Below are 26697 nucleotides of genomic sequence, written 5' to 3'. Positions count from 1 at the left end.
GGGGCCACCAACGGGCGCTGGCCCGGCAACATGATGTTCATGCGACTGACCACATCCCAAGCAGACATGCGCCGGAAGAACGCCATGGAAATCACGCACCAGAGCATCATTTCCAGCGGCAAACGACGCTTGCGCAGCGTCGCCACACCGGCTTGTTCAAGCGCCTGTTCGACCAAAGAAGGATCGAGCAAGGCATCTAATCCCTCGATGGCGTTGGGGGTAGAGGCGATGTTGTGGGTCAGTTCCAGTGCCCGAGCGAGACGCATAAAAAAATCCGATGCCAGTACAGGCATCGGATTTTGATTTCTTGCGGCCAAAGGTCAAGCGAGAAGGCTTAACTGACTGGCATTAGCCTGTCGAGGGCCGGTTTTTTTACGCCTTGCGCGCTTACAGCTTGCCGCCGTGCTCGGTCAGGTAAGCGGCCACGCCTTCAGGCGATGCGTCCATGCCCTTGTCGCCTTTTTTCCAGTTGGCCGGGCAGACTTCGCCGTGCTCTTCGTGGAATTGCAGCGCGTCGACCAGACGGATCAGTTCTTCCATGTTACGGCCCAGTGGCAGGTCGTTGATGATCTGCGAACGGACAACGCCTTTGTCGTCGATCAGGAACGCGCCACGGAAAGCCACGCCGCCTTCGGACTCAACGTCATAGGCCTTGGCGATTTCGTGCTTCATGTCGGCAGCCATGGTGTATTTCACCTGACCGATACCGCCATTGTTGATCGGGGTGTTGCGCCAGGCGTTGTGGGTGAAGTGCGAGTCGATCGAAACAGCGACCACTTCGACGTTGCGCGCCTTGAAATCATCCATGCGGTGATCCAGTGCGATCAGCTCGGACGGGCAGACGAAGGTGAAGTCCAGTGGATAGAAGAACACCAGGCCGTATTTGCCTTTGATGGCCGAGGACAGGGTGAAGCTGTCGACGATTTCGCCGTTGCCGAGGACGGCTGGAACGGTGAAGTCTGGGGCTTGTTTGCCTACGAGTACGCTCATTGGATATCTCCTGATGTAATAGCGTGAAAACAAGGTCCGGGCCAGCCTGCCACCCTCAGGCGACAGCCCTGTGACACGAACCCGCTTGCAAGGGCCGACCATCATACACCGCGCATTTGGACTGTCTTCAACGGTTTTTCGGCGACATCGAAAAAATCGCCGTCCGGTTCCATGCCGCATCAGCCGTCCTGGATAAACCGTTCGTCAGCCTGGCAGCGCTCTGGCGCAAGACCTTGAGAAACCACTTTGACAATCATTCTCGTTAACATTAAGATCCGTCCCAATTGAGTCACAACCAGCGACGGTTCTCACTTATGTATGTATGCCTCTGCACTGGCGTCACCGACGGGCAAATCCGCGAAGCGATCTACGAAGGTTGCTGCAGCTATCGCGAAGTCCGCCAGGCCACCGGCGTAGCCAGCCAATGCGGCAAATGTGCCTGCCTGGCCAAAGAAGTGGTTCGTGAAACCCTCGCCAAAGTGCAAACGGCCCAAGCCTCGATTCCCTATCCGGTAGAATTTACTGCCGCTTGAAACCAGCTTTTTGAAGAACCGGACTCAATGTCCGGTTTTTTTATGCCTGTAAATCAAGCGCTTAGCCTCCAGACGCGGAACACAAACATTCTTATTCCGATTAATTTTCATTTATTATTCAATAACTTAGGTTTGACACTCGTAAATACGCGGCTCAAACTCTGCCTTATACACAGCTATTACAGGGCAGGCCTCATCATGAAAGGCGACATTACAGTCATCCAGCATCTCAACAAGATCCTTGCCAATGAGCTGGTCGCGATCAACCAATACTTCCTGCATGCGCGCATGTACGAAGATTGGGGCCTGAACAAGCTGGGCAAGCACGAGTACCACGAATCCATCGACGAGATGAAGCACGCGGACAAGCTGATCAAGCGCATCCTGTTCCTCGAAGGCCTGCCGAACGTCCAGGACCTGGGCAAGCTGCACATCGGCGAACATACCCGCGAGATGCTCGAGTGCGACCTGCGGATCGAGCGCACCGGCCACGCCGACCTGAAAGCCGCTATCGCCCATTGCGAAAGCGTTGGCGACTTCGGTAGCCGCGAACTGCTGGAAGACATTCTCGAATCCGAGGAAGAGCACATCGACTGGCTGGAAACCCAATTGGGCCTGATCGACAAAGTCGGTCTTGAGAACTATCTGCAATCGCAGATGGGTGAAGAGTAAGCTTTCCCGAAAGCCAGCCACTAAAAAGCCCCGCCTTCTTTCGAGAGGCGGGGCTTTTTATTGCCCGAATTCCAGGCCATACCGAAAACCACTGTGGGAGCTCGCTCCCACATGGTTTAGCGTTCACCACAACTGTGTGGTGAACACACGTCCACGAATCAGGCTTCGGTCTTGTTCGCCGCCGCTTTTTCTACCGCTGCCTTGATCGTGGCCTGCAGAGAGCCGTCGGCGGCCATCTCGGTCATGATGTCGCTACCGCCGATCAGTTCACCACCCACCCACAGCTGCGGGAAGGTTGGCCAGTTGGCGTACTTGGGCAGGTTGGCGCGGATTTCCGGGTTCTGCAGGATGTCCACGTAGGCAAACTTCTCGCCACACGCCATCACAGTCTGAGCAGCCTTGGCCGAGAAACCGCACTGTGGCGCGTTCGGCGAGCCTTTCATGTAAAGCAGGATGGTGTTGTTGGCAATCTGGTCTTTAATCGTTTCGATGATATCCATGGAGCACCTCGGCTTAAAACTTTTGCGACTTAAGTTGTCGACACGGTGACGCATTGTAACGGAAAGCCGAACCTGCTCCAGAGACAATTTTACGCAGCTGCCACCTTCACCGGTACGCCGTTAAGTGCCGCGTTGCCGGACAACTCATCGAGCTGACAATCATCGGTCAGGTCGTTGGCGCTGGAGCCCGGTTGTCCGCTGGCAATGGTCATCTGTACGCCCGGCCGGGCATGCCCCCAGCCGTGGGGCAGGCTGACCACGCCTTTCATCATGTCCAGGCTGCTCAGCACCTCGACTTCGATGACGCCCACCCGCGAACTGACGGTCACCCGTTGCCCGTCGACAAGGCCGCGACTGGCGAGGTCATCCGGGTGCATCAACAATTGATGGCGCGGCTTGCCCTTCACCAGTCGATGAAAATTATGCATCCAGGAGTTATTGCTGCGCACATGGCGGCGACCAATCATCAGCAATTCGTCTGGTTTTGGCGCCTGCAACCCAGCGAAGCGCTCGAGATCGACAAGTATCACGGCTGGCGCAGCCTGCACACGTTGGTTTTCGGTTTTCAGGCGCGCAGCCAGGTTGGGCTTGAGCGCACCGAGGTCGATGCCATGGGGATGATCGAACAGGGTCGCCAGGGACAGCTTATGCGGCGAGGCATCGCCATACGCTCCGCTGCGCAGGCCGAAATCGATCATCTGCGCCGGCGGCATGGTCGGCTTGAGTTCCTTGCCGGTTCGGGCGGCAAAAGCCTTGGCCAGGCCGACGAAGATTTCCCAATCGTGCAGCGCACCCTCGGGCTTGGGCAGGATCGCCCGGTTGAAACGGGTCACATTGCGCACCGCGAACAGGTTGAACGTGGTGTCGTAATGATCGTTTTCCAGGGCCGAGGTCGAGGGCAGGATCAGGTCGGCGTAACGCGTGGTTTCGTTGATGTACAGGTCGACACTGACCATGAACTCCAGCCCGTCCAGGGCCTGCTCCAACTGTCGCCCGTTGGGTGTGGACAGCACCGGGTTGCCGGCCACGGTGACCAGCGCCCGAATCTGGCCTTCGCCCTCGGTGAGCATCTCCTCGGCCAGGGCCGACACCGGCAGCTCCCCTGCGTACTCGGGACGCCCGGACACCCGGCTCTGCCAACGGTTGAAATGCCCGCCCGAGGTGGTAGCGACCAGGTCCACCGCCGGCTCGGTGCACAGCGCCCCGCCCACTCGATCAAGATTGCCGGTGACCAGATTTATCACCTGGATCAGCCAATGGCACAGCGTGCCAAACGCCTGGGTCGAGACCCCCATCCGTCCGTAGCACACCGCTGACGGCGCGGCGGCGAAGTCCCGGGCTAATTGCCGGATCTGCGCTGCCGGCACCGCACAGAGCGGGCTCATGGCTTCAGCCGTGAACGTGGCAACGGCCTCGCGCACCTCGTCCAGGCCGTCCACCGGCAGGTGGCTGTCACGGGTCAGGCCTTCGCTGAACAATGTATTGAGCAAACCGAACAGCAGCGCAGCATCACTGCCGGGACGTACAAAGACATGCTGGTTGGCAATGGCCGCTGTTTCGCTGCGACGCGGATCGACCACCACCACCTTGCCGCCACGGGCCTGGATCGCCTTGAGGCGCTTCTCCACGTCCGGCACGGTCATGATGCTGCCGTTGGAAGCCAGCGGGTTGCCGCCCAGGATCAGCATGAAGTCGGTGTGGTCGATGTCCGGAATCGGCAGCAGCAGGCCGTGGCCATACATCAAGTAGCTGGTCAGGTGATGGGGCAGTTGGTCCACCGAAGTCGCCGAGAAACGGCTGCGGGTTTTCAACAGGCCCAGGAAATAGTTGCTGTGGGTCATCAGCCCATAGTTATGCACGCTGGGGTTGCCCTGGTAGACCGCCACCGCGTTCTGGCCGTGGCGCGCCTGGATATCCGCCAGACGCTCGGCCACCAACGCGAAGGCGTCGTCCCAGGCAATGGGTTGCCATTCATTGCCAACGCGCTGCATGGGCTGGCGCAGCCGGTCCGGGTCGTTCTGGATATCTTGCAGGGCCACCGCCTTGGGGCAGATGTGACCGCGGCTGAAGGTGTCCAGCGCATCGCCCTTGATCGAGGTGATTGCCAGGCCCTGGCCGTCGGTTTCGGTGGTTTCGAGGGTCAAGCCGCAGATGGCTTCACACAGGTGGCACGCACGGTGGTGGAGAGTCTTGGTCATGGCCAGTCTCTGTTTTATTCGTGGCGGGCGCTTTCGGCCGCGGGAACAAAACTATGGCGCGTGATTCCCGGCAGCGCCAGCGACGTTCGTCCTGTGAATTGCCGGGCATCAGGCCCACCGATGAGCGCGCGTCAAGGCTGATCGGAAGGCGGTGCCAGCATCTGGATTTCTTCGACGGTTTCCACCTGCTCCTGGGCAATGGGCACCCCCGTGAGCTCGCCAATCAGCCGCCAATGCTCGTCGAGGCCGCTGCTGATAGTGGCCATGCGGTCGATCATCCGACGGCCCGCTGCCTTGGTCACCTCGTCATCGCTGCGCAGCAATTCGAATGACATGGAAGTCACCGAAGCCGTCAGGTGCGTCAGCGAGCGTGCAGTCAGCCCCAGCAATTCCATCAATTGTTGCTCTTTCGAATCCATTTCGGGCTCCTGTGTCGCTGAGGTTCATTTATAACCCAGGCCTTTGCATTAGGAAATGTTTCACAGCCACCCGCAGACAGGCGAAAGACTGGGATGCCACGCGCAAAACGACGTTCATCCAGGGCACGCCCGCCGCGCTCGATTGCCAATCCAAGCAACGCCAGTGTACAAATGGGTCGCTGCTGTCAGGAAACCGGCCACAAATACGCCATCGCCTTCGCACGATGGCCTCGCTGAAATCCCCAAAAACCGTAGCCCTATTGGTAAGACGCGACATTTAATTATAAGATCGCGCCTTCCCCTATTTCGTCGCCCCGTGCGGCTTTTGCCGCAGGTCTCGCCCGTTTTTTGAATAAACAAGGCTTTGAGCATCTGCGGTCAGTTACAAAAAGGTAGTCAATCATGAGCGCAAGGCACTTTCTCTCCCTGATGGATTTCACGCCCGATGAGTTGCTCGGCGTAATCCGTCGAGGCGTGGAGCTCAAGGACCTGCGTAACCGCGGCGTACTGTTCGAGCCCTTGAAAAACCGCGTGCTGGGGATGATCTTCGAGAAGTCATCGACCCGCACCCGCATCTCTTTCGAAGCCGGCATGATCCAGCTGGGCGGCCAGGCGATCTTCCTGTCGCCCCGCGACACCCAACTGGGCCGTGGCGAACCGGTCAGCGATTGCGCCATCGTCATGTCGAGCATGCTGGACGCGGTGATGATCCGTACCTTTGCCCACAGCACCCTGACCGAGTTCGCAGCCCATTCCCGCGTCCCCGTCATCAACGGCCTGTCCGATGACCTGCACCCCTGCCAGTTGCTGGCCGACATGCAGACCTTCCTCGAGCATCGCGGCTCGATCCAGGGCAAGACCGTGGCGTGGATCGGCGACGGCAACAACATGTGCAACAGCTATATAGAAGCGGCGCTGCAATTCGACTTCCAGCTGCGTATTGCCTGCCCTGAAGGTTATGACCCCAATGCCGAACTGCTCGCCAAGGCCGGGGACCGGGTGACCATCGTGCGTGATCCGAAACAGGCCGTGGCCGGCGCGCACCTGGTGAGCACCGACGTCTGGACCTCCATGGGCCAGGAAGAAGAAACCGCCAAGCGCCTCGAGCTGTTCGCGCCGCTGCAGGTCAACCGGGCCTTGCTCGACCTGGCGGATGCCGACGTGCTGTTCATGCACTGCCTGCCGGCCCACCGTGGCGAGGAGATCAGCTTCGATTTGCTGGACGATCCGCGCTCGGTGGCCTGGGACCAGGCAGAAAATCGACTTCACGCGCAAAAGGCACTGCTCGAGTTCCTTGTCGAGCCGGCGTATCACCACGCATGAGCCATTCGCTGCTGCTGAATTTGCATGACCTGGCCTGCGGTTACCAAAACCAGCGGGTCGTGCAGAACCTCAACCTGCACCTCAATGCCGGCGATATCGGTTGCCTGCTCGGTTCGTCCGGGTGCGGCAAGACCACCACATTGCGTGCCATAGCCGGCTTCGAACCTGTGCACGAGGGTGAAATCCAACTGGCCGGGGAAACCATTTCCCGCGCCGGTTTCACCCTCGCCCCGGAAAAACGCCGTATCGGCATGGTGTTCCAAGACTATGCCCTGTTCCCCCACCTGAGCGTGGCCGAGAACATCGCCTTTGGCATTCGCAAGCATCCGGACAAGGATCGCGTCGTCGAAGAGCTGCTGGAACTGGTCAACCTGAAGAACCTGGGCAAACGCTTTCCCCATGAACTCTCCGGCGGCCAGCAACAACGCGTGGCCCTGGCCCGCGCACTGGCACCAGAACCGCAATTGCTGTTGCTCGATGAGCCGTTCTCCAACCTCGATGGCGAATTGCGACGCAAGCTCAGCCATGAAGTGCGGGATATCCTCAAGGCCCGCGGCACCAGCGCGATCCTGGTCACACACGATCAGGAAGAAGCCTTCGCCGTGAGTGACCATGTTGGGGTATTCAAGGAAGGTCGATTGGAACAGTGGGACACGCCCTACAACCTGTATCACGAACCGCTGACGCCATTCGTCGCCAGTTTCATTGGCCAGGGCTACTTCATTCGCGGCCGGCTGGACAGCCCGGAATCGGTGCAAACCGAGTTGGGCACCCTGCGCGGTAACCGAGCCTACACCTGGCCCATCGGTGGTGCGGTGGATGTGTTGCTGCGCCCGGACGATATCGTCTACGCACCGGACAGCTCGCTCACCGCCAGCATAGTCGGCAAGACGTTCCTGGGCGCCTCGACCTTGTATCGCCTGCAACTGCCGACGGGCGCGCAACTGGAGTCGATCTTCCCAAGCCACGCCGACCATCAGGTCGGTGACCGGGTCGGCATCCGGGTAGCGGCAGAACACCTGGTGCTGTTCCAGGCCTCGGGCAGCACGGCGGCGCATATACCGCCGGTGGAAAGCGGCGTGCGGCGTTACAGCACCGCCAGCTAGCGCCGGATACCCGCTTCTGTGGCGAGGGGATTTATCCCCGCTGGGCTGCGAAGCGGCCCTAAAAGCTGGCACCTCAGTGGGTCAGACAGATTGAGGTGACTGTTTTGGGGGCCGCTTCGCAGCCCAACGGGGATAAATCCCCTCGCCACAGAAGGTGTAAACAGCGCACAGGGACTGGTGTCAACCCAGCATCAACGTCCCACTGGCCACCAACGTCGCATTCCCGCCGATCTTCACCCGCTCACCCTCCAACCGGCAGAACAACGCCCCGCCCCGGGCCGAGCATTGATAAGCCGTCAGCCCGTGTTTACCCAGGCGTTTGGACCAGTAGGGAATCAGGCTGCAGTGGGTCGAGCCGGTGACCGGGTCTTCGTTGATGCCGATCGCCGGGGCAAAATAGCGCGAAACAAAATCATGCTTGCTCCCCGGCGCGGTCACGATAGCGCCTGGCCAAGGCAGTTTCGCCAGGGCCGCCATGTCCGGCTTGCAATCGAGCACCGCCTGCTCCGACTCCAGCACCACGAACAGTTCGTTGGAGCTCAGCACGTCCACCGCTTCGACACCCAAGGCACTCTGGACTGCCAGGGATGCCCCCAGCTCGGCGGGCACAATGGCCGGAAAATCCAGCCACAGCCGATCACCTTCGCGCGTGACGCTCAACGCACCGGACTTGCAGATGAAATCCAGTCGTTCGACCGTTTCGTGGTAGACCTCGAACAGTACATAAGCGCTGGCCAACGTGGCGTGCCCGCACAGCGGGACTTCGGTGGTGGGCGTGAACCAGCGGATATGCCAATGCTGGCCTTCACGCACCAGAAACGCGGTTTCAGCCAGGTTATGTTCAGCGGCGATCTTCTGCATCAAGTCATCGGCAAGCCAGCCGTCGAGGCGATAGACCATCGCCGGGTTACCGCCGAACGGCCGGTCACTGAACGCATCGACCTGATGAAACGCAAGCTGCATGGCACTTCTCCTTTTTTTGATGCGCCAGCATGCGGCGCAGCGGCACAGCTTATCCAGTGACAGATCAGTAGAATTTTCACCCTACAGCGTGGGATGAAAGCCCTGACTCCAAGCTTAGCCTTTCATACCCTTGTGGCGAGGGCGCTGGCTCCCGCTCGGCTGCGCAGCCGTTATTCAAGCGCGCCCAATGTCAGCAAACGTCGCCCCGGTGTGCTCCTTCAATACCGAAGGCGCCAACTCGACTTCCAAGCCGCGCCTTCCCGCACTGACAAACATGCTGGCGAGCAGCTGTGCGGAACTGTCGATAAAGGTGCGCAGGCGCTTCTTCTGTCCCAGCGGGCTGATCCCACCCAGTAAATAACCGGTCGAACGCTGCGCAGCGGCGGGATCGGCCATCTCGACCTTTTTCACCCCGGCGGCATGGGCCAGACCTTTCAAATCCAGGCTTCCGGCCACGGGCACCACCGCCACCAACAGTTCACCCTTTTCGCTGGCCGCCAACAACGTCTTGAACACCTGCGCCGGATCCAGGCCGAGCTTTTCCACCGCTTCCAAACCGTAGGACGCGGCCTTGGGATCGTGTTCGTAACTGTGGATGCGATGTTCGGCGCGCACTTTCTTAAGCAGATCCAACGCGGGTGTCATGACTGCTCCTGACAAGGAAATGAAAAAAAGAGTGGCCGGATTCTAAGCCATCGCCAGCGAAAAGGCTTGGGAGGGTGTCGTGAGTTCCGGTGATCCGCCGCCAGCGCAAGAGTCATTCACGTCACGAATAGTTGAAATGTGACCGACGGTTCACTTTCGACCTTTGACACCAGCGTTTCTTGTCTATATTTTTTCGAAACTGAAAGTCATATCGCAGGTCTCAAGCAGCAACTCGAGATCAGGATGGGGATCCTGCCTCGTTGGAGATCGCGCAATCGAGCTTTATCGAAGGCGCAGCAAAACAACAAAAAACCGAGGTTTGAATGACAACTGCTTTACAACAGCCGTCCCTGCCCAGCCAATGCCTGGCTGAATTCCTGGGCACTGCGCTACTGATTTTTTTTGGCACCGGTTGCGTCGCGGCCCTCAAGGTTGCGGGTGCCAGCTTCGGATTGTGGGAAATCAGCCTCATCTGGGGTGTCGGCGTCAGCATGGCGATCTATCTGAGCGCGGGCATTTCCGGCGCCCACCTCAACCCCGCCGTCAGCATTGCCCTGTGCATTTTCACCGGCTTCGAAAAGCGCAAACTGCCTTTCTATATGCTGTCCCAAGTGACCGGTGCTTTCTGCGGCGCATTTCTGGTCTACACGCTGTACAGCAACCTATTCTTCGATTTCGAACAGTCTCGGCACATGATGAGAGGCACCGAAGCCAGCCTCGAACTGGCCTCGGTGTTTTCCACCTACCCCCACGCCGCGCTGTCCACCGGCCAAGCCTTCCTCGTGGAGATGATCATCACGGCCATCCTGATGGGGGTGATCATGTCCCTGACCGATGACAACAATGGTTTGCCTCGCGGTCCGCTGGCGCCACTGCTGATCGGCCTGCTGATTGCGGTGATCGGCAGCTCCATGGGGCCGCTGACAGGCTTTGCGATGAACCCGGCGCGGGACTTCGGTCCTAAACTGATGACTTTCTTCGCCGGCTGGGGTGAAATTTCCCTCACGGGCGGGCGCGATATCCCGTACTTCCTGGTTCCGATTTTTGCCCCGATTGTGGGTGCATGCCTGGGTGCTGCGGCTTATCGCGGCTTGATTGCCCGCCACCTGCCCAGCGCCATAACTGCTACAAAGGATGCAGAACCGGCCATTGACGGCAAGCCCAGAACATCCTGAAACAGTCGGCGCAGGCTCCTGCCATTCCAGCCTGCGCCGTGGCTTCATCCCTTATCTAGTCTCCCTTTTATAGAAAGACCCGAGGCAATCGACATGACCGATATACAGAACAAGAACTACATCATTGCCCTCGACCAGGGTACGACCAGCTCGCGCGCAATCATCTTCGACCGTGACGCCAACGTGGTCTGCACCGCCCAGCGCGAATTCGCCCAGCATTACCCACAGGCCGGCTGGGTCGAACACGACCCGATGGAAATCTTCGCCACCCAGAGCGCGGTCATGGTCGAAGCCCTCGCCCAGGCCGGCCTGCACCATGACCAGGTGGCTGCCATCGGCATCACCAACCAGCGTGAAACCACCGTGGTCTGGGACAAGACCACCGGCCGGCCGATCTACAACGCCATCGTCTGGCAATGCCGCCGCAGTACCGAAATCTGCCAGCAGCTCAAGCGCGATGGCCACGAGCAATACATCAGCCAAACCACCGGTCTGGTCACCGACCCGTACTTTTCCGGCACCAAGCTCAAGTGGATCCTGGACAACGTCGAAGGCAGCCGCGAGCGTGCGCGCAACGGTGAACTGCTGTTCGGCACCGTCGACAGCTGGCTGATCTGGAAATTCACCGGCGGCAAGGTCCACGTCACCGACTACACCAACGCCTCGCGTACCATGCTCTTCAACATTCACTCGCTGGAATGGGACGCGAAGATGCTCGACATCCTCGACATCCCCCGCGAAATGCTCCCGGAAGTGAAATCGTCCTCGCAGATCTATGGCCGCACCAAGAGCGGCATCGCCATCGGCGGCATCGCCGGCGACCAGCAGGCGGCGCTTTTCGGCCAGATGTGCGTGGAGCCGGGCCAGGCGAAAAACACCTACGGCACCGGCTGTTTCCTGCTGATGAACACCGGCAGCAAGGCCGTCAAATCCAATCACGGCATGCTCACCACCATCGCCTGCGGCCCACGCGGCGAAGTCGCCTACGCCCTGGAAGGTGCGGTCTTCAATGGCGGCTCCACGGTCCAGTGGCTGCGCGACGAGCTGAAAATCATCAACGATGCGCTGGATACCGAATACTTTGCCAACAAGGTCAAGGACAGCAACGGCGTGTACCTGGTGCCCGCCTTCACCGGCCTGGGCGCACCGTATTGGGACCCCTATGCCCGTGGCGCGCTGTTTGGCCTGACCCGCGGCGTACGCGTCGACCACATCATTCGTGCAGCACTGGAGTCGATTGCCTACCAGACCCGCGACGTACTCGACGCCATGCAGCAGGATTCGGGTGAACGCCTCAAAGCCCTGCGCGTAGACGGTGGCGCGGTGGCGAACAACTTCCTGATGCAGTTCCAGGCCGACATCCTGGGTACCCAGGTCGAGCGCCCGAAAATGCGTGAAACCACCGCCCTGGGGGCTGCGTATTTGGCCGGCCTGGCATGCGGCTTCTGGGGCAGCCTGGAAGAACTGCGCGGCAAAGCGGTGATCGAGCGCGAATTCGAACCGCAACTGGACGAACAGGCGAAGGAAAAACTGTACGCTGGCTGGCAGAAGGCGGTCAGTCGCACCCGTGACTGGGAACCCCATGAAGACGCTGAATAAAGCCTGATAAGGTTCTGAAACTGGTCGGGAGTGGATTCCTGCGGCATCATGGGCAAATTTTGTACGGCAGCCCAAAGGAAGCCCCATGAATCTGCCTCCCCGCCAGCAGCAAATCCTCGAACTGGTCCGCGAACGCGGCTATGTCAGCATCGAGGAAATGGCGCAGCTATTCGTCGTCACCCCACAAACCATTCGCCGCGATATCAACCAACTGGCGGAAGTGAACCTGCTGCGTCGCTACCACGGCGGCGCCGCCTACGATTCAAGCGTGGAAAACACCGCCTACGCCATGCGCGCCGATCAGATGCGCGACGAGAAGCAACGCATCGCCGAAGCCATCGCCGCCCAGATCCCCGATCACGCCTCGCTGTTCATCAACATCGGCACCACCACCGAATCCATTGCCCGGGCGCTGCTCAATCACAACCATCTGAAGGTCATCACCAATAACCTGCACGTGGCTTCGATCCTCAGCGCCAAGGACGACTTCGAAGTCCTGATCGCTGGTGGCAACGTACGGCGTGACGGCGGCGTGGTGGGTCAGGCCAGCGTCGACTTCATCAACCAGTTCAAGGTCGACTTCGCCCTGGTGGGCATCAGCGGGATCGATGAAGACGGCAGCCTGCTGGACTTCGACTACCAGGAAGTGCGGGTTTCCCAAGCCATCATCGCCAACGCCCGGCAAGTGCTGCTGGCGGCGGACTCCAGCAAATTCGGGCGCAACGCCATGGTCCGCCTGGGCCCCATCAGCCTGATCGACTGCCTGGTGACTGACCAGCAACCCGTGCCGGCCCTAGCGCAGTTGCTGAGCCAGCACAAGATTCGCCTGGAAGTGGTCTGACGCCCTTCCGGTCCTCCTCTGTGGCGAGGGGATTTATCCCCTCGCCACAGATGCCTTCCTATCTGCCTCAAGCTGTCTTCGTGTTCGAAAATTTTCCTTTCAGCTTCCTTTGATCAGTATTTTCAATCGAAGTTAGCTGGCTGTTGCTGTCTTTATGGGCTAGTATTTTCGCAAATGAACATTTATGTTCGAATTCAAATATTACGAAAAGCGCCCGAGGCCAGCCGATGCCCACTTCTACCTTGCCTACGCCCCCTCTCGCCGAGATTTACGACATCGCCGTCATTGGTGGCGGGATCAACGGCGTGGGGATTGCCGCGGACGCTGCCGGTCGCGGTCTTTCGGTGTTCCTTTGCGAAAAGGACGACCTGGCCAGCCACACATCGTCGGCCAGCAGCAAGCTGATCCACGGCGGCCTGCGTTACCTCGAACATTACGAATTCCGCCTGGTGCGCGAAGCGCTGGCCGAGCGCGAAGTGCTACTGACCAAGGCCCCGCACATCGTCAAGCAAATGCGCTTCGTATTGCCTCACCGCCCGCATCTGCGCCCGGCCTGGATGATTCGCGCCGGCCTGTTCCTCTACGATCACCTGGGCAAGCGTGAACAGCTCGCCGGCTCCAAAAGCCTGAAGTTCGGTGCCGACAGCGCATTGAAAAGCGAGATCACCAAAGGTTTCGAATATTCCGACTGCTGGGTCGACGATGCGCGGCTGGTGGTACTCAACGCCATGGCCGCCCGGGAAAAAGGCGCGCACATCCACACCCACACGCGCTGCGTGAATGCTCGCCGCAGCAAAGGCCTGTGGCACCTGCACCTGGAACGTGCCGACGGCAGCCTGTTTTCGATCCGCGCCAAGGCCCTGGTCAACGCCGCCGGCCCGTGGGTCGCCAAGTTCATTCGCGATGACCTGAAGCTGGAATCGCCCTATGGCATCCGCCTGATCCAGGGCAGCCACCTGATCGTGCCGAAACTCTACGAAGGCGAACATGCGCACATTCTGCAAAACGAAGACCAGCGCATCGTGTTCACCATTCCGTACCTTAACCAGTTCACCCTGATCGGCACGACTGACCGCGAATACACCGGTGACCCGGCCAAAGTGGCGATCACCGAAGGTGAAACCGATTACCTGTTGAAGGTGGTCAACGCCCACTTCAAGAAGCAGATCAGCCGCGACGATATCCTGCACAGCTATTCCGGTGTGCGTCCGCTGTGCAACGACGAATCCGACAACCCATCGGCCGTGACCCGCGACTACACCCTGGCGCTGTCGGGTGGCGGTGAAGAAGCCCCCTTGCTGTCGGTGTTCGGCGGCAAGCTGACCACCTACCGCAAATTGGCTGAATCGGCGATGGCGCAACTGGCCCCGTATTTCACGCAAATGCGTCCGGGCTGGACCGCCGTAGAAGCCCTCCCCGGCGGCGAAAACATGACCACCCCGCAGGCGCTGTGCTCGGCGATCCGCGACAAGTTCGACTGGCTGCCAACCGACATCGCACGCCGCTGGGCCACCACCTACGGCAGCCGCACCTGGCGCATGCTCGAAGGCGTGCACAACCTGGGCGACTTGGGTGAGCACATCGGCGCCGGTCTCTATACGCGCGAAGTCGACTACCTGTGCAGCGACGAGTGGGCCGTCGATGCCCAGGACATCCTGTGGCGCCGCAGCAAGCTGGGCTTGTTCACCACCCCGGTCGAGCAGGAGAAACTGCAGCAGTACCTGGACAAGGTCGAGCACAACCGGCGCAAGATCGAAGCGGCCTGACGGATATCCCGCGAAACCCAAAGCCCCTGGATCCAGCGATTCAGGGGCTTTTTGCTATCTGGCGTGCACCTCCCGCCCCCCTGTGGGAGCGAGCTTGCTCGCGATGAGGCCAGCACATTCAACCCTGTATGGGACTGACACACCGCTATCGCCAAACTCGCTCCCACAATGGATCGAGACGAGCTCAAGCCATTCGGTTTTCCGAACACGACCCGCCAGTCAGTTCGGCTAACCGGATAAAGCAGCCAGCACAAACCTGAAACAAAACATTAATTACCATGTAAAACAACAAGTTAAACAGACCACCCTGGCCTGGCACGAGTCATGCTCTACACTTCTGGAGACGAATGCCTGTACGCCAACACAACAGGAGCTGCCAGGCACTTCGAAGTACTCAGGGCCGACAAACCGGCCGAAATAAAAAAAACAATGTCGAGGAAACATCGATGCGTATCGTTCCCCATCTCCTGGGCGCAGCCATGGCTGCCGCTCTGATCAGCACTCCGGTTTTCGCAGCCGAACTGACCGGCACACTGAAAAAGATCAAAGAGTCCGGCGTTATCACGCTTGGCCATCGCGACGCTTCCATTCCGTTTTCCTACATCGCGGATGCTTCCGGCAAACCCGTTGGCTACTCCCACGATATCCAGATGAAAGTCGTCGAAGCGCTGAAAAAAGACCTGGACCTGCCCAATCTGCAGGTCAAATACAACCTGGTCACCTCGCAAACCCGTATCCCGCTGGTGCAGAACGGCACCGTGGACCTGGAATGCGGTTCCACCACCAACAACGTCGAGCGTCAGCAGCAGGTTGACTTCTCCGTTGGCATTTTCGAGATCGGCACCAAGCTGCTCTCCAAGAAAGATTCCAAGTACAAGGATTTCGACGACCTCAAGGGCAAGAACGTCGTGACCACCGCCGGCACCACGTCCGAGCGCATTCTCAAAGCGATGAACGCCGACAAGCAGATGGGCATGAACGTCATCTCCGCCAAGGACCATGGCGAATCCTTCCAGATGCTGGAATCGGGTCGTGCCGTCGCGTTCATGATGGACGACGCCCTGCTGGCTGGCGAAGCCGCCAAGGCCAAGAAAGCCGATGACTGGGCCGTGACCGGCACCCCACAGTCCTACGAAATCTATGGCTGCATGATGCGCAAGGGCGACGAGCCGTTCAAAAAGGCCGTCGATGACGCCATCAAGGCCACCTACGCTTCGGGCGAGATCAACAAGATCTACGAAAAATGGTTCATGCAACCTATCCCGCCAAAAGGCCTGAACCTGAACTTCCCGATGAGCGACGAACTCAAGGCACTGATCGCCAAGCCGACCGATAAAGCGGCTGACGACAAGAAATCCTGATTTCTGACTAACCTTATCCCCTGAAAGGGCCCGGCCCTTTCAGGGGATGGTCACTCCCTGCTGGCAAATCTGGAAACACTCGAACCGGTGGCTGTCGAGCCGATCGCGTGTGCCTGGCCTTCAAGTCGGGCGGGAACGGAATTTCCCCAGGCGGGCATTTGTACATCGAACGATCTGAGGGGAGACCCTAATGAATTACAACTGGGACTGGGGCGTGTTCTTCAAGTCCACCGGCGTGGGCAGCGAGACCTATCTCGACTGGTACGTGTCCGGCTTGGGCTGGACCATCGCCATCGCCGTCGTAGCCTGGATCATCGCCCTGCTGCTGGGCTCGATTCTGGGTGTGATGCGCACCGTGCCGAACCGGCTGGTGTCGGGCATCGCCACCTGCTACGTGGAACTCTTTCGTAACGTGCCACTGCTGGTTCAGCTGTTCATCTGGTACTTCCTGGTGCCCGATCTACTGCCGCCCGACCTGCAGGAATGGTACAAACAGGACCTGAACCCGACCACCTCGGCCTACCTGAGCGTCGTCGTGTGCCTGGGCCTGTTCACCGCCGCCCGTGTTTGCGAACAGGTGCGTACCGGTATCCAGGCGCTGCCGCGCGGCCAGGAATCCGCCGCCCGTGCCATGGGCTTCAAGCTGCCGCAGATCTACTGGAACGTGCTGCTGCCCCAGGCCTACCGGATCATCATTCCGCCGCTTACCTCGGAATTCCTCAACGTCTTCAAGAACTCCTCCGTGGCCTCGCTGATCGGCCTGATGGAGTTGCTCGCGCAGACCAAGCAGACCGCCGAGTTCTCCGCCAACCTGTTCGAAGCCTTTACCCTGGCCACGTTGATCTATTTCACCCTGAACATGAGCCTGATGCTGCTCATGCGCATGGTCGAGAAGAAAGTCGCGGTGCCCGGCCTGATCTCCGTGGGGGGTAAATAATGGAATTCGACTTCACTGGCATCATCCCGGCCATTCCCGGTTTGTGGAACGGCATGGTGATGACCCTCAAGCTGATGGCCTTGGGCGTGATCGGCGGGATCATCCTCGGCACGATCCTGGCGCTGATGCGCCTGTCCCATAACAAGCTGATCTCCAATATCGCTGGCGCCTACGTCAACTATTTCCGCTCGATCCCGCTGCTGCTGGTGATCACCTGGTTCTACCTGGCGGTGCCGTTCGTGCTGCGCTGGATCACCGGCGAAGATACGCCGATCGGGGCATTCGGTTCCTGCATCGTGGCGTTCATGATGTTCGAAGCGGCGTACTTCTGCGAAATCGTCCGGGCTGGCGTGCAGTCGATTCCCAAGGGCCAGATGGGGGCCGCCCAGGCACTGGGGATGAATTACGGCCAGACCATGCGCCTGATCATCCTGCCCCAGGCGTTTCGCAAGATGACCCCGCTGCTGTTGCAACAAAGCATCATCCTGTTTCAGGACACCTCGTTGGTCTACACGGTCGGCCTGGTGGACTTCCTCAATGCTTCGCGGGCCAGTGGCGACATCATCGGCCGCTCCAATGAGTTCCTGATCATCGCAGGTCTCGTGTACTTCACCGTCAGCTTTGCCGCCTCGCAGCTGGTCAAGCGTCTGCAAAAAAGGTTCGCCGTATGATCTCTATCAAGAACATCAACAAGTGGTATGGGGACTTCCAGGTACTGACCAATTGCAGCACCGAGGTCAGCAAGGGTGAGGTGGTGGTGGTGTGCGGGCCGTCCGGTTCCGGCAAATCCACGCTGATCAAATGCGTGAACGCCCTGGAACCGTTCCAGAAAGGCGACATCGTGGTCGATGGCACGTCCATCGCCGACCCGAAGACCAACCTGCCGAAACTGCGCTCGCGGGTGGGCATGGTGTTCCAGCATTTCGAACTGTTCCCGCACCTGACCATCACCGAAAACCTGACCATCGCGCAGATCAAGGTGCTGGGCCGCAGCAAGGAAGAGGCCACCAAGAAAGGCCTGCAACTGCTTGAGCGGGTCGGTCTCTCGGCCCACGCCCACAAGCACCCGGGCCAGCTCTCCGGCGGCCAGCAGCAGCGCGTGGCGATTGCCCGTGCCCTGGCGATGGACCCGGTGGTGATGCTGTTCGACGAGCCGACCTCGGCTCTCGACCCGGAAATGGTCAACGAAGTGCTCGACGTGATGGTGCAACTGGCCCACGAAGGCATGACCATGATGTGCGTGACCCACGAAATGGGCTTCGCCCGCAAAGTGGCGAACCGGGTGATCTTCATGGACCAGGGCCAGATCATCGAAGACTGCAAGAAAGAAGAGTTCTTCGGCGACATCAGCGCCCGCTCCGAACGCGCGCAGCATTTCCTCGAGAAAATCCTGCAGCACTAAGCGCCACGTCCTTTGGAGCGGCTCCTGTGGCGAGGAAGCTTGCTCCCGCTGGGTCGCGCAGCGACCCCAAAACCGGCGAATGCGGTGTACCTGGCATACTGCATGAGCCGATTATGCGACTGCTTCGCAGCCGAGCGGGAGCAAGCTCCCTCGCCACCGGACCGGGTTCGAAGGGCGGCCGCCGCCACACTGGTTGACCCAAGGCTTCTGTGATGAAATGCGACCCCACCCTCTATCGCGCCGCGCCGCCATCACTCGCCGTGAAACCCCGCCTGATCCGCCATCTGTTCCTGCCGCCACTGGTCATTGCCCTGATGATCGGCCTGGGTTACCTCGGCTTCTGGATCAGCGAGCACTATGGCGTACGTGGCCTCGCCGAAAATGGCGAGCGCCAGTTGGAACTGCACGCCCGTGCGGTCGAGAGCGAGATCAGCAAGTACACCTACCTGCCCAGCCTGCTGGAGCTTGAGTCAAGTGTCTCGCAACTGCTCGACGACCCGACACCCGAGCACCGCAAGGTCGTCAATGAATACCTCGAAGGCCTGAACCGTCGCAGCCGCAGCCGGGCCATCTACGTGATGGATACTACCGGCCGGGTGATGGCCACCAGCAACTGGCGCGATGTCGACAGTTACCTGGGCGAAGACCTGTCCTTCCGTGCCTACTTCCAGAATGCCGTGCGCGGCCAGCCGGGGCGCTTCTACGGCATCGGCAGCACCAACGGCGAACCCGGCTACTACCTGGCCCACGGCTTGGAACAACAAGGCAAGATCATCGGGGTCGCCGTGGTCAAGGTACGCCTCGAAGCCCTTGAGGAACGCTGGCAACGTGCGCGGCTGGAGGCGTTCGTCAGTGATGAGAACGGCATCATTATCCTGTCCAGCGACCCGGCGCGACGGCTCAAGTCGGTTCGCCCCCTGAGCGACGACACCAAGGAACGCCTGGCCCGCAGCCTGCAATATTATTGGTTCCCGCTCAATGAACTGGTGCCCCTGGCCCGGGAACGCCTGGCCGAAGGCATGGAGAAGCTGACCTTCCCGGCCAACACCGAACTGGTGTCCGATGAGCGCGCCATCAGCTACTTGTCGCAGACCCGGCCCTTGAGCGATACACCGTGGAATTTCACCCTGCTGACCCCACTTGAAGACCTGCGTCGCCAGGCGATCAACCAAGGCATCCTGGTGGCGGTGGCCTTCGCCCTGGTGGCATTCCTGTTGATCGCCTGGAACGAACGGCGCAAGGTCATCGCCACCCGTCTCGCGGCCCGGGAAGCCTTGCAGCAAGCCAACAACCAGCTCGAGCGTCGGATTACCGAACGCACCACCGACCTGCGCGCCAGCAACGAACGACTCAAGGGCCAGATCCGCGAGCGGCGACAGGCCGAAGAGACCTTGCGCCGGGCCCAGGACGAATTGGTCCAGGCCGGAAAACTGGCGGCCATCGGCCAGATGTCCACCAGCATCGCCCACGAACTCAACCAGCCGCTGGCGGCACTGCGCACCTTGTCCGGCAACACCGTGCGCTTCCTGGAACGCGGCCAGCTGGATATCGCCAGCGCCAACCTCAAGACCATCAACGATTTGATCGACCGCATGGGCCGGATCACCGCCAGCCTGCGCTCCTTTGCCCGGCGTGGGGACGACCAGGGCCAGGCCAGCCTCGGCAACGGAGTCGAGGCCGCGCTGCAACTGCTGGGCGCTCGTCTTGAAAGCTTGAACATCCAGATTCATTCCCGCTTCGACGACGTCCAGGTGCAAATTGACCAGACGCGCCTGGAGCAGATCCTGGTGAACCTGATCGGCAACGCCCTGGACGCCATGCAGACCCAACCCGAGCCGCGGTTGTGGCTCGAAGGCCAGGCCGAAGATGGCAAATATCGTCTGCGCGTGCGGGATAACGGCCACGGCATCGATCCAGAAACCCGCAAGCATCTGTTCGAACCCTTCTTCACCACCAAACCCGGCGAACAAGGCCTGGGCCTGGGCCTGACGCTTTCCGCCAGCCTGGCCGCTGCCACGGGTGGATACCTGGGCGTCGAACACCCGGTCGAGGGCAGTGGAACCACGTTTGTCCTCAGTTTACCGTTGGTAAGCCTTTTACCTGCCGAGCCGCTATGAACAACGACCTGAGCGTACTGATCGTCGAAGACGACCCCCATGTCCTGCTGGGCTGCCAGCAGGCGCTGACCCTGGAAGACATTCCCTGCATCGGCGTGGGCAGCGCCGAAGAGGCCCTGGAGCGCGTCGACGATAACTTTGCCGGCATCGTCATCAGCGACATTCGCCTGCCGGGCATCGATGGCCTGGAACTGCTGACCCGCCTCAAGGCGCGGGACCGCAGCTTGCCGGTGGTGCTGATCACTGGCCACGGCGACATTTCCATGGCCGTCGGCGCCATGCAAAAAGGTGCCTATGACTTCATGGAGAAACCCTTCTCCCCTGAACGCCTGGTGGATGTCGCCCGCCGTGCCCTGGAGCAGCGCAGCCTCGCCCGGGAAGTGTCATCGCTGCGTCGGCAATTGGCCGAACGCGATTCCCTGGAAGGCCGGATCATCGGCCGCTCGCCCGCCATGCAGCACCTGCGCGCGCTGATCGCCAACGTCGCCGACACCTCGGCCAACGTGCTGATCGAAGGTGAAACCGGTACTGGCAAGGAATTGGTCGCCCGTTGCCTGCATGACTTCAGCCGACGCCACGACAAGCAGTTCGTCGCACTGAACTGCGGCGGCCTGCCAGAGAACCTGTTCGAAAGCGAGATTTTCGGCCACGAGGCCAATGCCTTTACCGGTGCTGGCAAACGCCGGATCGGCAAGATCGAGCACGCCGATGGCGGCACGTTGTTTCTCGACGAAGTGGAAAGCATGCCCCTGCCCTTGCAGATCAAGTTGCTGCGTGTGTTGCAGGAACGCACCCTAGAGCGCCTGGGTTCGAACCAGAGCGTGGCCGTGGATTGCCGGGTGATCGCCGCCACCAAGTCCGACCTGGACGAAATGGGCCGGACCGGGCAGTTCCGCAGCGACTTGTATTACCGCCTCAACGTGGTGACCCTGGAACTGCCGCCGCTACGCGAGCGGCGCGAGGACATCCTGCAACTGTTCAAGCACTTTCTCCAGCAGTCGTCCCTGCGCTTCGACCGCACGGTGCCGGAGCTGGACAACCAGACCCTGTCGAACCTGATGAGCCACGACTGGCCAGGCAACGTACGCGAACTGCGCAACGTCGCCGAGCGTTACGCCCTGGGCCTGCCGGCGTTCAAGCGCTCCGGTGCCAGCGGCGGCAACCAGGGCCTGGCTTTCGCCGAAGCAGTCGAAGCCTTCGAGCGCAACCTGCTGGTGGACGCCCTGCAACGCAGCGGTGGCAACCTGACCCAGGCCAGCCAGGAGCTGGGCATGGCCAAGACCACGCTGTTCGACAAAGTCAAAAAATATGGCCTGAGCCATTAACCGAAGGGTGAACGTGTGGACCTGATTTTCAAGGCGGCGCTGGGTGCAGCCGTGGTGGTCATCCTGGCGATGCTGGCCAAGACCAGGAATTACTACATCGCCGGGCTGGTGCCGCTGTTCCCCACCTTCGCCCTGATCGCCCACTACATCGTTGGCAAAGGCCGCTCGGTGGACGATCTGAAGACCACCATCGTGTTTGGCATGTGGTCGATCATTCCGTACTTCGTCTATCTCGCAACGCTGTACGTCATGGTCGACCGCCTGCGCCTCGAAGCCTCATTGGCCGTGGCAGCCGTCGCCTGGCTGATGGCAGCGACGGTGCTGGTCACCGTCTGGGTGCGGGTTAACGGCTGATCCCTGTAAAACCTACGGCTCAATAACCGACGGTAAACCGCATCCGCGAAAACTGCGGCGCTTCCACTTCATCGATCATCGCAATGGCGTAGTCGGCGAAGCTGATCCAGCTACGCCCGTCGGCGTCGAACAGCAGGTGATCTTTGCCGACACGGAACTGGCCCGTGCGCTCGGTTTCCACGAACTCCGCCGAAGGCGAGAGGAACGTCCAGTCCAGGTCCTGTTCCTTGCGCAGCACATCCAGGAACAATGCACCGGCGCTGGCTTCGGCCAGGTATTCCTCCGGGAAGCCATCACTGTCGATCACACGGCTGTTATCCGGCAGCAGCAACGAACCGGCCCCGCCGACCACCAGCAAACGCTTGACCCCAGTGGCTTTCACCGGCGCGATGACCTTGTCGGCCGGCACGGTGGCAAAGTGCGCGGCACTGATCACCACGTCATGCCCGTCGATGGCGGCGATCAGCGCCTCGCTGTCCAATACGTCCACCTGCTTGCTGACCACCCCGGCCCTTTCGCCGATTTTCGCGGTGTTGCGGGCAATGGCCGTCACGCTGTGACCGCGGCGCAGGGCCTCTTCCAACAGTTGGCTACCCGCGCGCCCGGTGGCGCCGATGATTGCGATCTTGCTCATGGTGTTCTCCAGTGATTAGCGATGTTGAAATACATACTCTTGTGGCGAGGGGATTTATCCCCGCTGGACTGCGAAGCAGTCCCCTAAATGCATCACATGCCACAGGCCTGATGTAACTTGGTCAGCCTTCTTAGGACCGCTTCGCGGCCCAGCGGGGATAAATCCCCTCGCCACAACGGTGCTCCGATCACAGATCGGGATTCACCACTTCATCTCGCCCTTCGCCACCTTGGCACTGAGCTCCAGGGAGCTGTCTTCACCCAGGTCCGGATAGCGTAGTTTCATGGCGCGGATCAGCGCGGCGGAATCCTTGGCCTTGGCGGTTTCTTCGTCGAAAGCCTTGATGTAGCCGGCGGTGAAGCGCACCGAGGCCAGGGAACGGGCGCTGTCCCCCAGGTAGTGACCTGGAATCACCGTACCCGGTTGCAGTTTTTCAATGTTGGCGAGGGTCGCCAGCCAATCCTTGTGAGACTGCGGCGTCTGGGTGTCAGCCATCCACACATGAATGTTCCCGGCCACCACCACACCGCCTACCACGGCCTTGATTGACGGAATCCACACGAAACTGCGGTCCGGCTGTGGGCCATCAAGGCCGACGATCTGCAAGCGCTGGCCTTCCAGGGTCAGGTTGTCGCCCTTGAGCACCTGGGGCACGATGGCTTTGGCCGGGGCATCGGTCTTCAGGATCGGCCCCCAATATTTCAGCTTGCCGTCCATGGTCTGCTTGATGTGCTCGACGGTCGGCGCCGACGCCAGCACCTTGGCCTCAGGGAACGCGGCGGTGAGGGTTTCCAGACCAAAATAGTAGTCTGGATCGCCATGGCTGACGTAGATCGTGGTCAGTTGTTTGCCGCTGGCGCGGATCTTTTCCACGACCTGCACGGCTTGGGACTTGCCGAACTGGGCGTCTACCAGGATCGCCTCCCTCTCGCCGCTGACCAATACCGAGGTCACCGGAAAAATCGCTGCCGCCCCTGGGTTGTAGACGTCCAGCGTCAGGTCCGCAGCCCAGGTGTGTGCGGCGAACGCCAGCGAGGCGGTCGCCAGCAACAGGCGCTTGAGTGGGGTGAATGCGGTCATGGGTGCTCCATTGTCCAAAAGCCCGAAGGGAATGAGACGAAGCTTAGTGACCTGATTCATTTCAAAAAATGCGATGATCCAACATAGTTTGTTTCTGAAATCGGGCAGATCATGGATCGTCTACAAGCAATGCGGGTGTTCGTCACGGTGGTGGACCTGGGCAGTCAGTCGGCGGCGGCCGAGCATCTGGACCTGTCGCGCCCAGTGGTGTCGCGGTATCTGGCGGAGCTGGAGGACTGGGTCGGTGCCCGGCTGATGCACCGCACCACCCGCAAGCTGAGCCTGACGGCCGCAGGCTCCGAGATCCTGCCGCGGTGCCGGCAGATGCTGGAGCTGTCCGGCGACATGCAAGCCGCCGTCAGCACCCCGGACGATGCGCCACGGGGCATGTTGCGCATCAGTGCCAGTACGTCGTTCGGCCAGGCCCAACTGGCGAGCGCCATGGCCGAATACGTCAAGCGCTACCCAGGGGTGAGCGTCGACCTGCAGATGCTCGACCGCACCGTGAACCTGGTGGATGAGCGCATCGACCTGGCGATCCGCATGAGCAACGACCTGGACCCAAACCTGATTGCCCGTCGCCTCACGGTCTGCCGCTCGGTGATCTGCGCCTCGCCCCAGTATCTGCGCGAGCACTCGACACCGCTGCGAGTGGAAGACCTGAGCCGACACAACTGCCTGACCCACTCCTACGTCGGCAAGAGCCTATGGAATTTCGAGCAGGACGGCGAGCAGGTCTCGGTTCCGGTGCAAGGTAATATCAGCGCCAACGAAGCCAGCACATTGCTTCAGGCAACGATAGCCGGTGCCGGCGTGGCCATGCTGCCCAGCTACCAGGCCGGCGCTCATATCAAGAATGGCGAACTGATCCGCTTGCTGCCCCACGCCGAACCCCTCCGAATGAACATGTACGCGGTGTACGCCTCACGCAAACACATGCCATCGGCACTGCGCAGCCTGCTGGATTTCCTGGTACAGAAATTTCCCGAGGTACCGGAGTGGGATGTGGGGTTGTAGAAAATACTCGCCTCACCACTGTCCCCTTGTGGGAACAAGCTCGCTCCCACAAGGGGCTCGCTGCTGCACCAGGATTTCACCAATAGCCCGCCCCAAGGCATACTTGCGGCCCTCCGAGTTCCAGAACCCATCGCCCCATGCGTATCCACGTCAGTTTCATCGACCGCGTCGGCATCACCCAGGAAGTCCTGGCCTTGCTCGGTGGGCGCAATCTCAACCTGGATGCGGTGGAGATGGTGCCGCCCAACGTCTACATCGACGCCCCGACCCTCAGCCCGCAAGTGCTCGACGAGTTGCGCGAGGCGTTGTTCAGCGTGCGCGGCGTGCAGGCGGTCACCGTGGTGGACATCCTGCCGGGCCAGCGGCGGCACTTACAGCTCGATGCCTTGCTCGCGGCCATGACCGACCCGGTGCTGGCCCTGGACAGTGCCGGCAAGGTGCTGCTGGCCAACCCGGCGCTGATTGCTCTGTACGGGCGTGAACCGGCCGGGGAAAGCGTGGCCGAGCTGTTCGGTGACGAGGCATTGCTGGACGCCTTGCTGGAGAACGGTTTTCGCTTGCCGCTGCGGGAAATCACCCTCAACGGCCAGACCTTGCTGCTGGACGCCACGCCCATCACCGATGCCGGCGCGCTGCTGACGCTGTATCAGCCGAACCGCATCGGCGAGCGCCTGTCGGCATTGCATCACGATCACGCCGAAGGCTTCGACGCGCTGCTGGGCGAATCCCCGGCGATCCGCACCCTCAAGGCCCGGGCCCAGCGGGTCGCGGCGCTGGACGCACCACTGCTGATCCAGGGTGAAACCGGCACCGGCAAGGAACTGGTGGCCCGGGCTTGCCATGCCATCAGCGCCCGTCATGGCGCACCGTTCCTGGCCCTGAACTGCGCGGCATTGCCGGAGAACCTGGCGGAAAGCGAACTGTTCGGCTATGCCCCCGGCGCCTTCACCGGCGCGCAACGAGGCGGCAAGCCAGGGCTGATGGAGCTGGCGAACCAGGGCACGGTATTCCTCGATGAAATCGGCGAGATGTCGCCGTACCTGCAAGCCAAGCTGCTGCGCTTCTTGAACGATGGCAGCTTCCGCCGGGTGGGCGGCGACCGGGAAATCAAGGTCAACGTGCGGATCCTCAGCGCCACCCACCGCAACCTGGAGAAAATGGTCAGCGAGGGCTCATTCCGCGAAGACCTGTTCTATCGCCTGAACGTGCTCAATGTCGAAGTCCCGCCGCTGCGGGAGCGCGGCCAGGATATCCTGCTGCTGGCGCGTTATTTCATGCAGCAGGCCTGCGCGCAGATCCAGCGCCCGGTCTGCCGCCTGGCCCCTGGCACGTACCCGGCCCTGCTGGGCAACCGCTGGCCGGGCAACGTGCGGCAATTGCAGAACGTGATCTTCCGCGCCGCCGCCATTTGCGAAAGCAGCCTGGTGGACATCGGCGACCTGGACATCGCCGGCACCTCCGTCGCACGCCAGGGCGATGTGGAAGTCGAAAGCCTGGAACAGGCCGTGGAAAACTTCGAGAAGCACCTGCTCGAAAGCCTCTACGTCAACTACCCCTCCACTCGCCAGCTCGCCAGTCGCCTGCAGACTTCCCATACCGCGATTGCCCATCGGTTGCGCAAGTACGGGATTTCCGGAAAGCCATAAACCCGCCGCAGTCCCCCTTGTGTGGAGCTTGCTCGCGATGACCGGTAGCCCAGTCAGCCATAGGTTGACTGACACACCGCTGTCGCGAGCAAGC

General features: G+C 60.6%; 26 protein-coding genes. 17 read left to right on the top strand and 9 right to left on the bottom strand.

The genetic code is table 11. The features are described 5' to 3' along the window. Together BT116_RS26485 and BT116_RS26480 are read right to left on the bottom strand one after the other, a co-directional pair. Window positions 1-266 (bottom strand): transposase domain-containing protein (locus BT116_RS26485; RefSeq protein WP_175497170.1); only part of this gene is annotated, 266 nt, incomplete at its 3' end. Between the two features lie 121 nt (window positions 267-387). Further along, complete coding sequence (locus BT116_RS26480; protein ID WP_025215179.1) at window positions 388-990, bottom strand: peroxiredoxin; 603 nt, start codon at window positions 988-990, stop codon at window positions 388-390. 314 nt (window positions 991-1304) lie between these two features. Here BT116_RS26480 and BT116_RS26475 point away from each other — a divergent pair, with 314 nt between their 5' ends. Then, the gene (locus tag BT116_RS26475) at window positions 1305-1523 is read left to right on the top strand and encodes a bacterioferritin-associated ferredoxin (protein WP_003178704.1); all 219 of its coding nucleotides are present in this window, start codon (window positions 1305-1307) and stop codon (window positions 1521-1523) included. Window positions 1524-1721: 198 nt separating this feature from the next. Further along, complete coding sequence (gene bfr, locus BT116_RS26470) at window positions 1722-2195, top strand: bacterioferritin (RefSeq protein WP_003178701.1); 474 nt, start codon at window positions 1722-1724, stop codon at window positions 2193-2195. Window positions 2196-2353: 158 nt separating this feature from the next. Here bfr and grxD read toward each other — a convergent pair whose 3' ends face one another. The 3 genes from grxD to BT116_RS26455 form a co-directional block, all read right to left on the bottom strand. Then, the gene (gene grxD, locus BT116_RS26465; protein ID WP_072348421.1) at window positions 2354-2695 is read right to left on the bottom strand and encodes a Grx4 family monothiol glutaredoxin; all 342 of its coding nucleotides are present in this window, start codon (window positions 2693-2695) and stop codon (window positions 2354-2356) included. A gap of 89 nt (window positions 2696-2784) precedes the next feature. Continuing rightward, the gene (locus BT116_RS26460; RefSeq protein ID WP_072348415.1) at window positions 2785-4893 is read right to left on the bottom strand and encodes a molybdopterin oxidoreductase family protein; all 2109 of its coding nucleotides are present in this window, start codon (window positions 4891-4893) and stop codon (window positions 2785-2787) included. Window positions 4894-5024: 131 nt separating this feature from the next. Further along, complete coding sequence (locus tag BT116_RS26455) at window positions 5025-5312, bottom strand: hypothetical protein (protein ID WP_072348410.1); 288 nt, start codon at window positions 5310-5312, stop codon at window positions 5025-5027. A 402-nt stretch (window positions 5313-5714) separates the two neighbouring features. Here BT116_RS26455 and argF point away from each other — a divergent pair, with 402 nt between their 5' ends. Next, complete coding sequence (gene argF / locus BT116_RS26450) at window positions 5715-6635, top strand: ornithine carbamoyltransferase (protein WP_072348408.1); 921 nt, start codon at window positions 5715-5717, stop codon at window positions 6633-6635. Beyond that, window positions 6632-7741, top strand: coding sequence for an ABC transporter ATP-binding protein (locus BT116_RS26445; RefSeq protein ID WP_072348406.1), 1110 nt, complete (start codon window positions 6632-6634; stop codon window positions 7739-7741). The genes argF and BT116_RS26445 overlap by 4 nt, the downstream gene beginning before the upstream one ends. Window positions 7742-7921: 180 nt before the next feature. On the opposite strand, the gene BT116_RS26440 is transcribed toward BT116_RS26445, so the two are convergent. Together BT116_RS26440 and ybaK are read right to left on the bottom strand one after the other, a co-directional pair. Continuing rightward, window positions 7922-8704, bottom strand: coding sequence for a PhzF family phenazine biosynthesis protein (locus tag BT116_RS26440; RefSeq protein WP_072348404.1), 783 nt, complete (start codon window positions 8702-8704; stop codon window positions 7922-7924). A 174-nt stretch (window positions 8705-8878) separates the two neighbouring features. Next, a complete protein-coding gene (gene ybaK, locus BT116_RS26435; RefSeq protein ID WP_072348402.1) occupies window positions 8879-9349 on the bottom strand; it encodes a Cys-tRNA(Pro) deacylase in 471 nt (156 codons plus the stop codon). A 323-nt stretch (window positions 9350-9672) separates the two neighbouring features. Here ybaK and BT116_RS26430 point away from each other — a divergent pair, with 323 nt between their 5' ends. The 11 genes from BT116_RS26430 to BT116_RS26380 all read left to right on the top strand — a co-directional run bounded on the left by BT116_RS26430 (window position 9673) and on the right by BT116_RS26380 (window position 22226). Beyond that, window positions 9673-10524, top strand: coding sequence for an MIP/aquaporin family protein (locus BT116_RS26430; protein ID WP_072348400.1), 852 nt, complete (start codon window positions 9673-9675; stop codon window positions 10522-10524). A gap of 93 nt (window positions 10525-10617) precedes the next feature. Further along, a complete protein-coding gene (gene glpK / locus BT116_RS26425; protein WP_072348398.1) occupies window positions 10618-12123 on the top strand; it encodes a glycerol kinase GlpK in 1506 nt (501 codons plus the stop codon). An 85-nt stretch (window positions 12124-12208) separates the two neighbouring features. Beyond that, a complete protein-coding gene (locus BT116_RS26420) occupies window positions 12209-12964 on the top strand; it encodes a DeoR/GlpR family transcriptional regulator (RefSeq protein ID WP_003204973.1) in 756 nt (251 codons plus the stop codon). A 227-nt stretch (window positions 12965-13191) separates the two neighbouring features. Next, on the top strand, window positions 13192-14730 hold the full coding sequence (glpD, locus tag BT116_RS26415; protein WP_072348396.1) for a glycerol-3-phosphate dehydrogenase: 1539 nt from the start codon (window positions 13192-13194) through the stop codon (window positions 14728-14730). Window positions 14731-15176: 446 nt separating this feature from the next. Continuing rightward, window positions 15177-16091: a glutamate/aspartate ABC transporter substrate-binding protein gene (locus BT116_RS26410; RefSeq protein WP_072348395.1), complete on the top strand. Its 915-nt coding sequence runs from the start codon at window positions 15177-15179 to the stop codon at window positions 16089-16091. 190 nt (window positions 16092-16281) lie between these two features. Further along, the gene (locus BT116_RS26405) at window positions 16282-17028 is read left to right on the top strand and encodes an amino acid ABC transporter permease (protein ID WP_072348393.1); all 747 of its coding nucleotides are present in this window, start codon (window positions 16282-16284) and stop codon (window positions 17026-17028) included. Next, the gene (locus BT116_RS26400) at window positions 17028-17699 is read left to right on the top strand and encodes an amino acid ABC transporter permease (RefSeq protein ID WP_072348390.1); all 672 of its coding nucleotides are present in this window, start codon (window positions 17028-17030) and stop codon (window positions 17697-17699) included. The genes BT116_RS26405 and BT116_RS26400 overlap by 1 nt, the downstream gene beginning before the upstream one ends. After that, window positions 17696-18430, top strand: coding sequence for an amino acid ABC transporter ATP-binding protein (locus BT116_RS26395; protein ID WP_003204983.1), 735 nt, complete (start codon window positions 17696-17698; stop codon window positions 18428-18430). Before BT116_RS26400 ends, BT116_RS26395 begins: the two co-directional genes overlap by 4 nt. Before the next feature lie 212 nt (window positions 18431-18642). Then, on the top strand, window positions 18643-20547 hold the full coding sequence (locus BT116_RS26390; RefSeq protein ID WP_072348388.1) for a two-component sensor histidine kinase AauS: 1905 nt from the start codon (window positions 18643-18645) through the stop codon (window positions 20545-20547). Further along, a complete protein-coding gene (locus BT116_RS26385; RefSeq protein ID WP_072348386.1) occupies window positions 20544-21872 on the top strand; it encodes a two-component response regulator AauR in 1329 nt (442 codons plus the stop codon). The genes BT116_RS26390 and BT116_RS26385 overlap by 4 nt, the downstream gene beginning before the upstream one ends. Before the next feature lie 24 nt (window positions 21873-21896). Further along, entirely contained in the window at window positions 21897-22226 is a 330-nt protein-coding gene (locus tag BT116_RS26380; protein ID WP_170845998.1) for a GlpM family protein, read from the top strand. Window positions 22227-22245: 19 nt separating this feature from the next. On the opposite strand, the gene BT116_RS26375 is transcribed toward BT116_RS26380, so the two are convergent. Then, window positions 22246-22860 (bottom strand): NAD(P)-dependent oxidoreductase, encoded by a 615-nt coding sequence (locus BT116_RS26375; RefSeq protein WP_072348382.1) that lies wholly within the window; start codon window positions 22858-22860, stop codon window positions 22246-22248. A gap of 201 nt (window positions 22861-23061) precedes the next feature. After that, window positions 23062-23940, bottom strand: a complete 879-nt coding sequence (locus tag BT116_RS26370) for an MBL fold metallo-hydrolase (protein ID WP_072348381.1) — start codon at window positions 23938-23940, stop codon at window positions 23062-23064. Between the two features lie 111 nt (window positions 23941-24051). Here BT116_RS26370 and BT116_RS26365 point away from each other — a divergent pair, with 111 nt between their 5' ends. Both BT116_RS26365 and BT116_RS26360 read left to right on the top strand, forming a co-directional pair. Continuing rightward, complete coding sequence (locus BT116_RS26365; protein WP_072348380.1) at window positions 24052-24957, top strand: LysR family transcriptional regulator; 906 nt, start codon at window positions 24052-24054, stop codon at window positions 24955-24957. Window positions 24958-25094: 137 nt separating this feature from the next. Beyond that, the gene (locus BT116_RS26360; protein WP_063324630.1) at window positions 25095-26603 is read left to right on the top strand and encodes a sigma-54-dependent transcriptional regulator; all 1509 of its coding nucleotides are present in this window, start codon (window positions 25095-25097) and stop codon (window positions 26601-26603) included. Window positions 26604-26697 lie beyond the last annotated feature (94 nt).

Source organism: Pseudomonas sp. NFACC16-2 (assembly GCF_900119205.1).
Classification (GTDB): domain Bacteria; phylum Pseudomonadota; class Gammaproteobacteria; order Pseudomonadales; family Pseudomonadaceae; genus Aquipseudomonas; species Aquipseudomonas fluorescens_Q.
The sequence above is the reverse complement of the archived record's forward strand: the minus strand, read 5'-3'. Positions and strand labels throughout refer to the sequence as shown.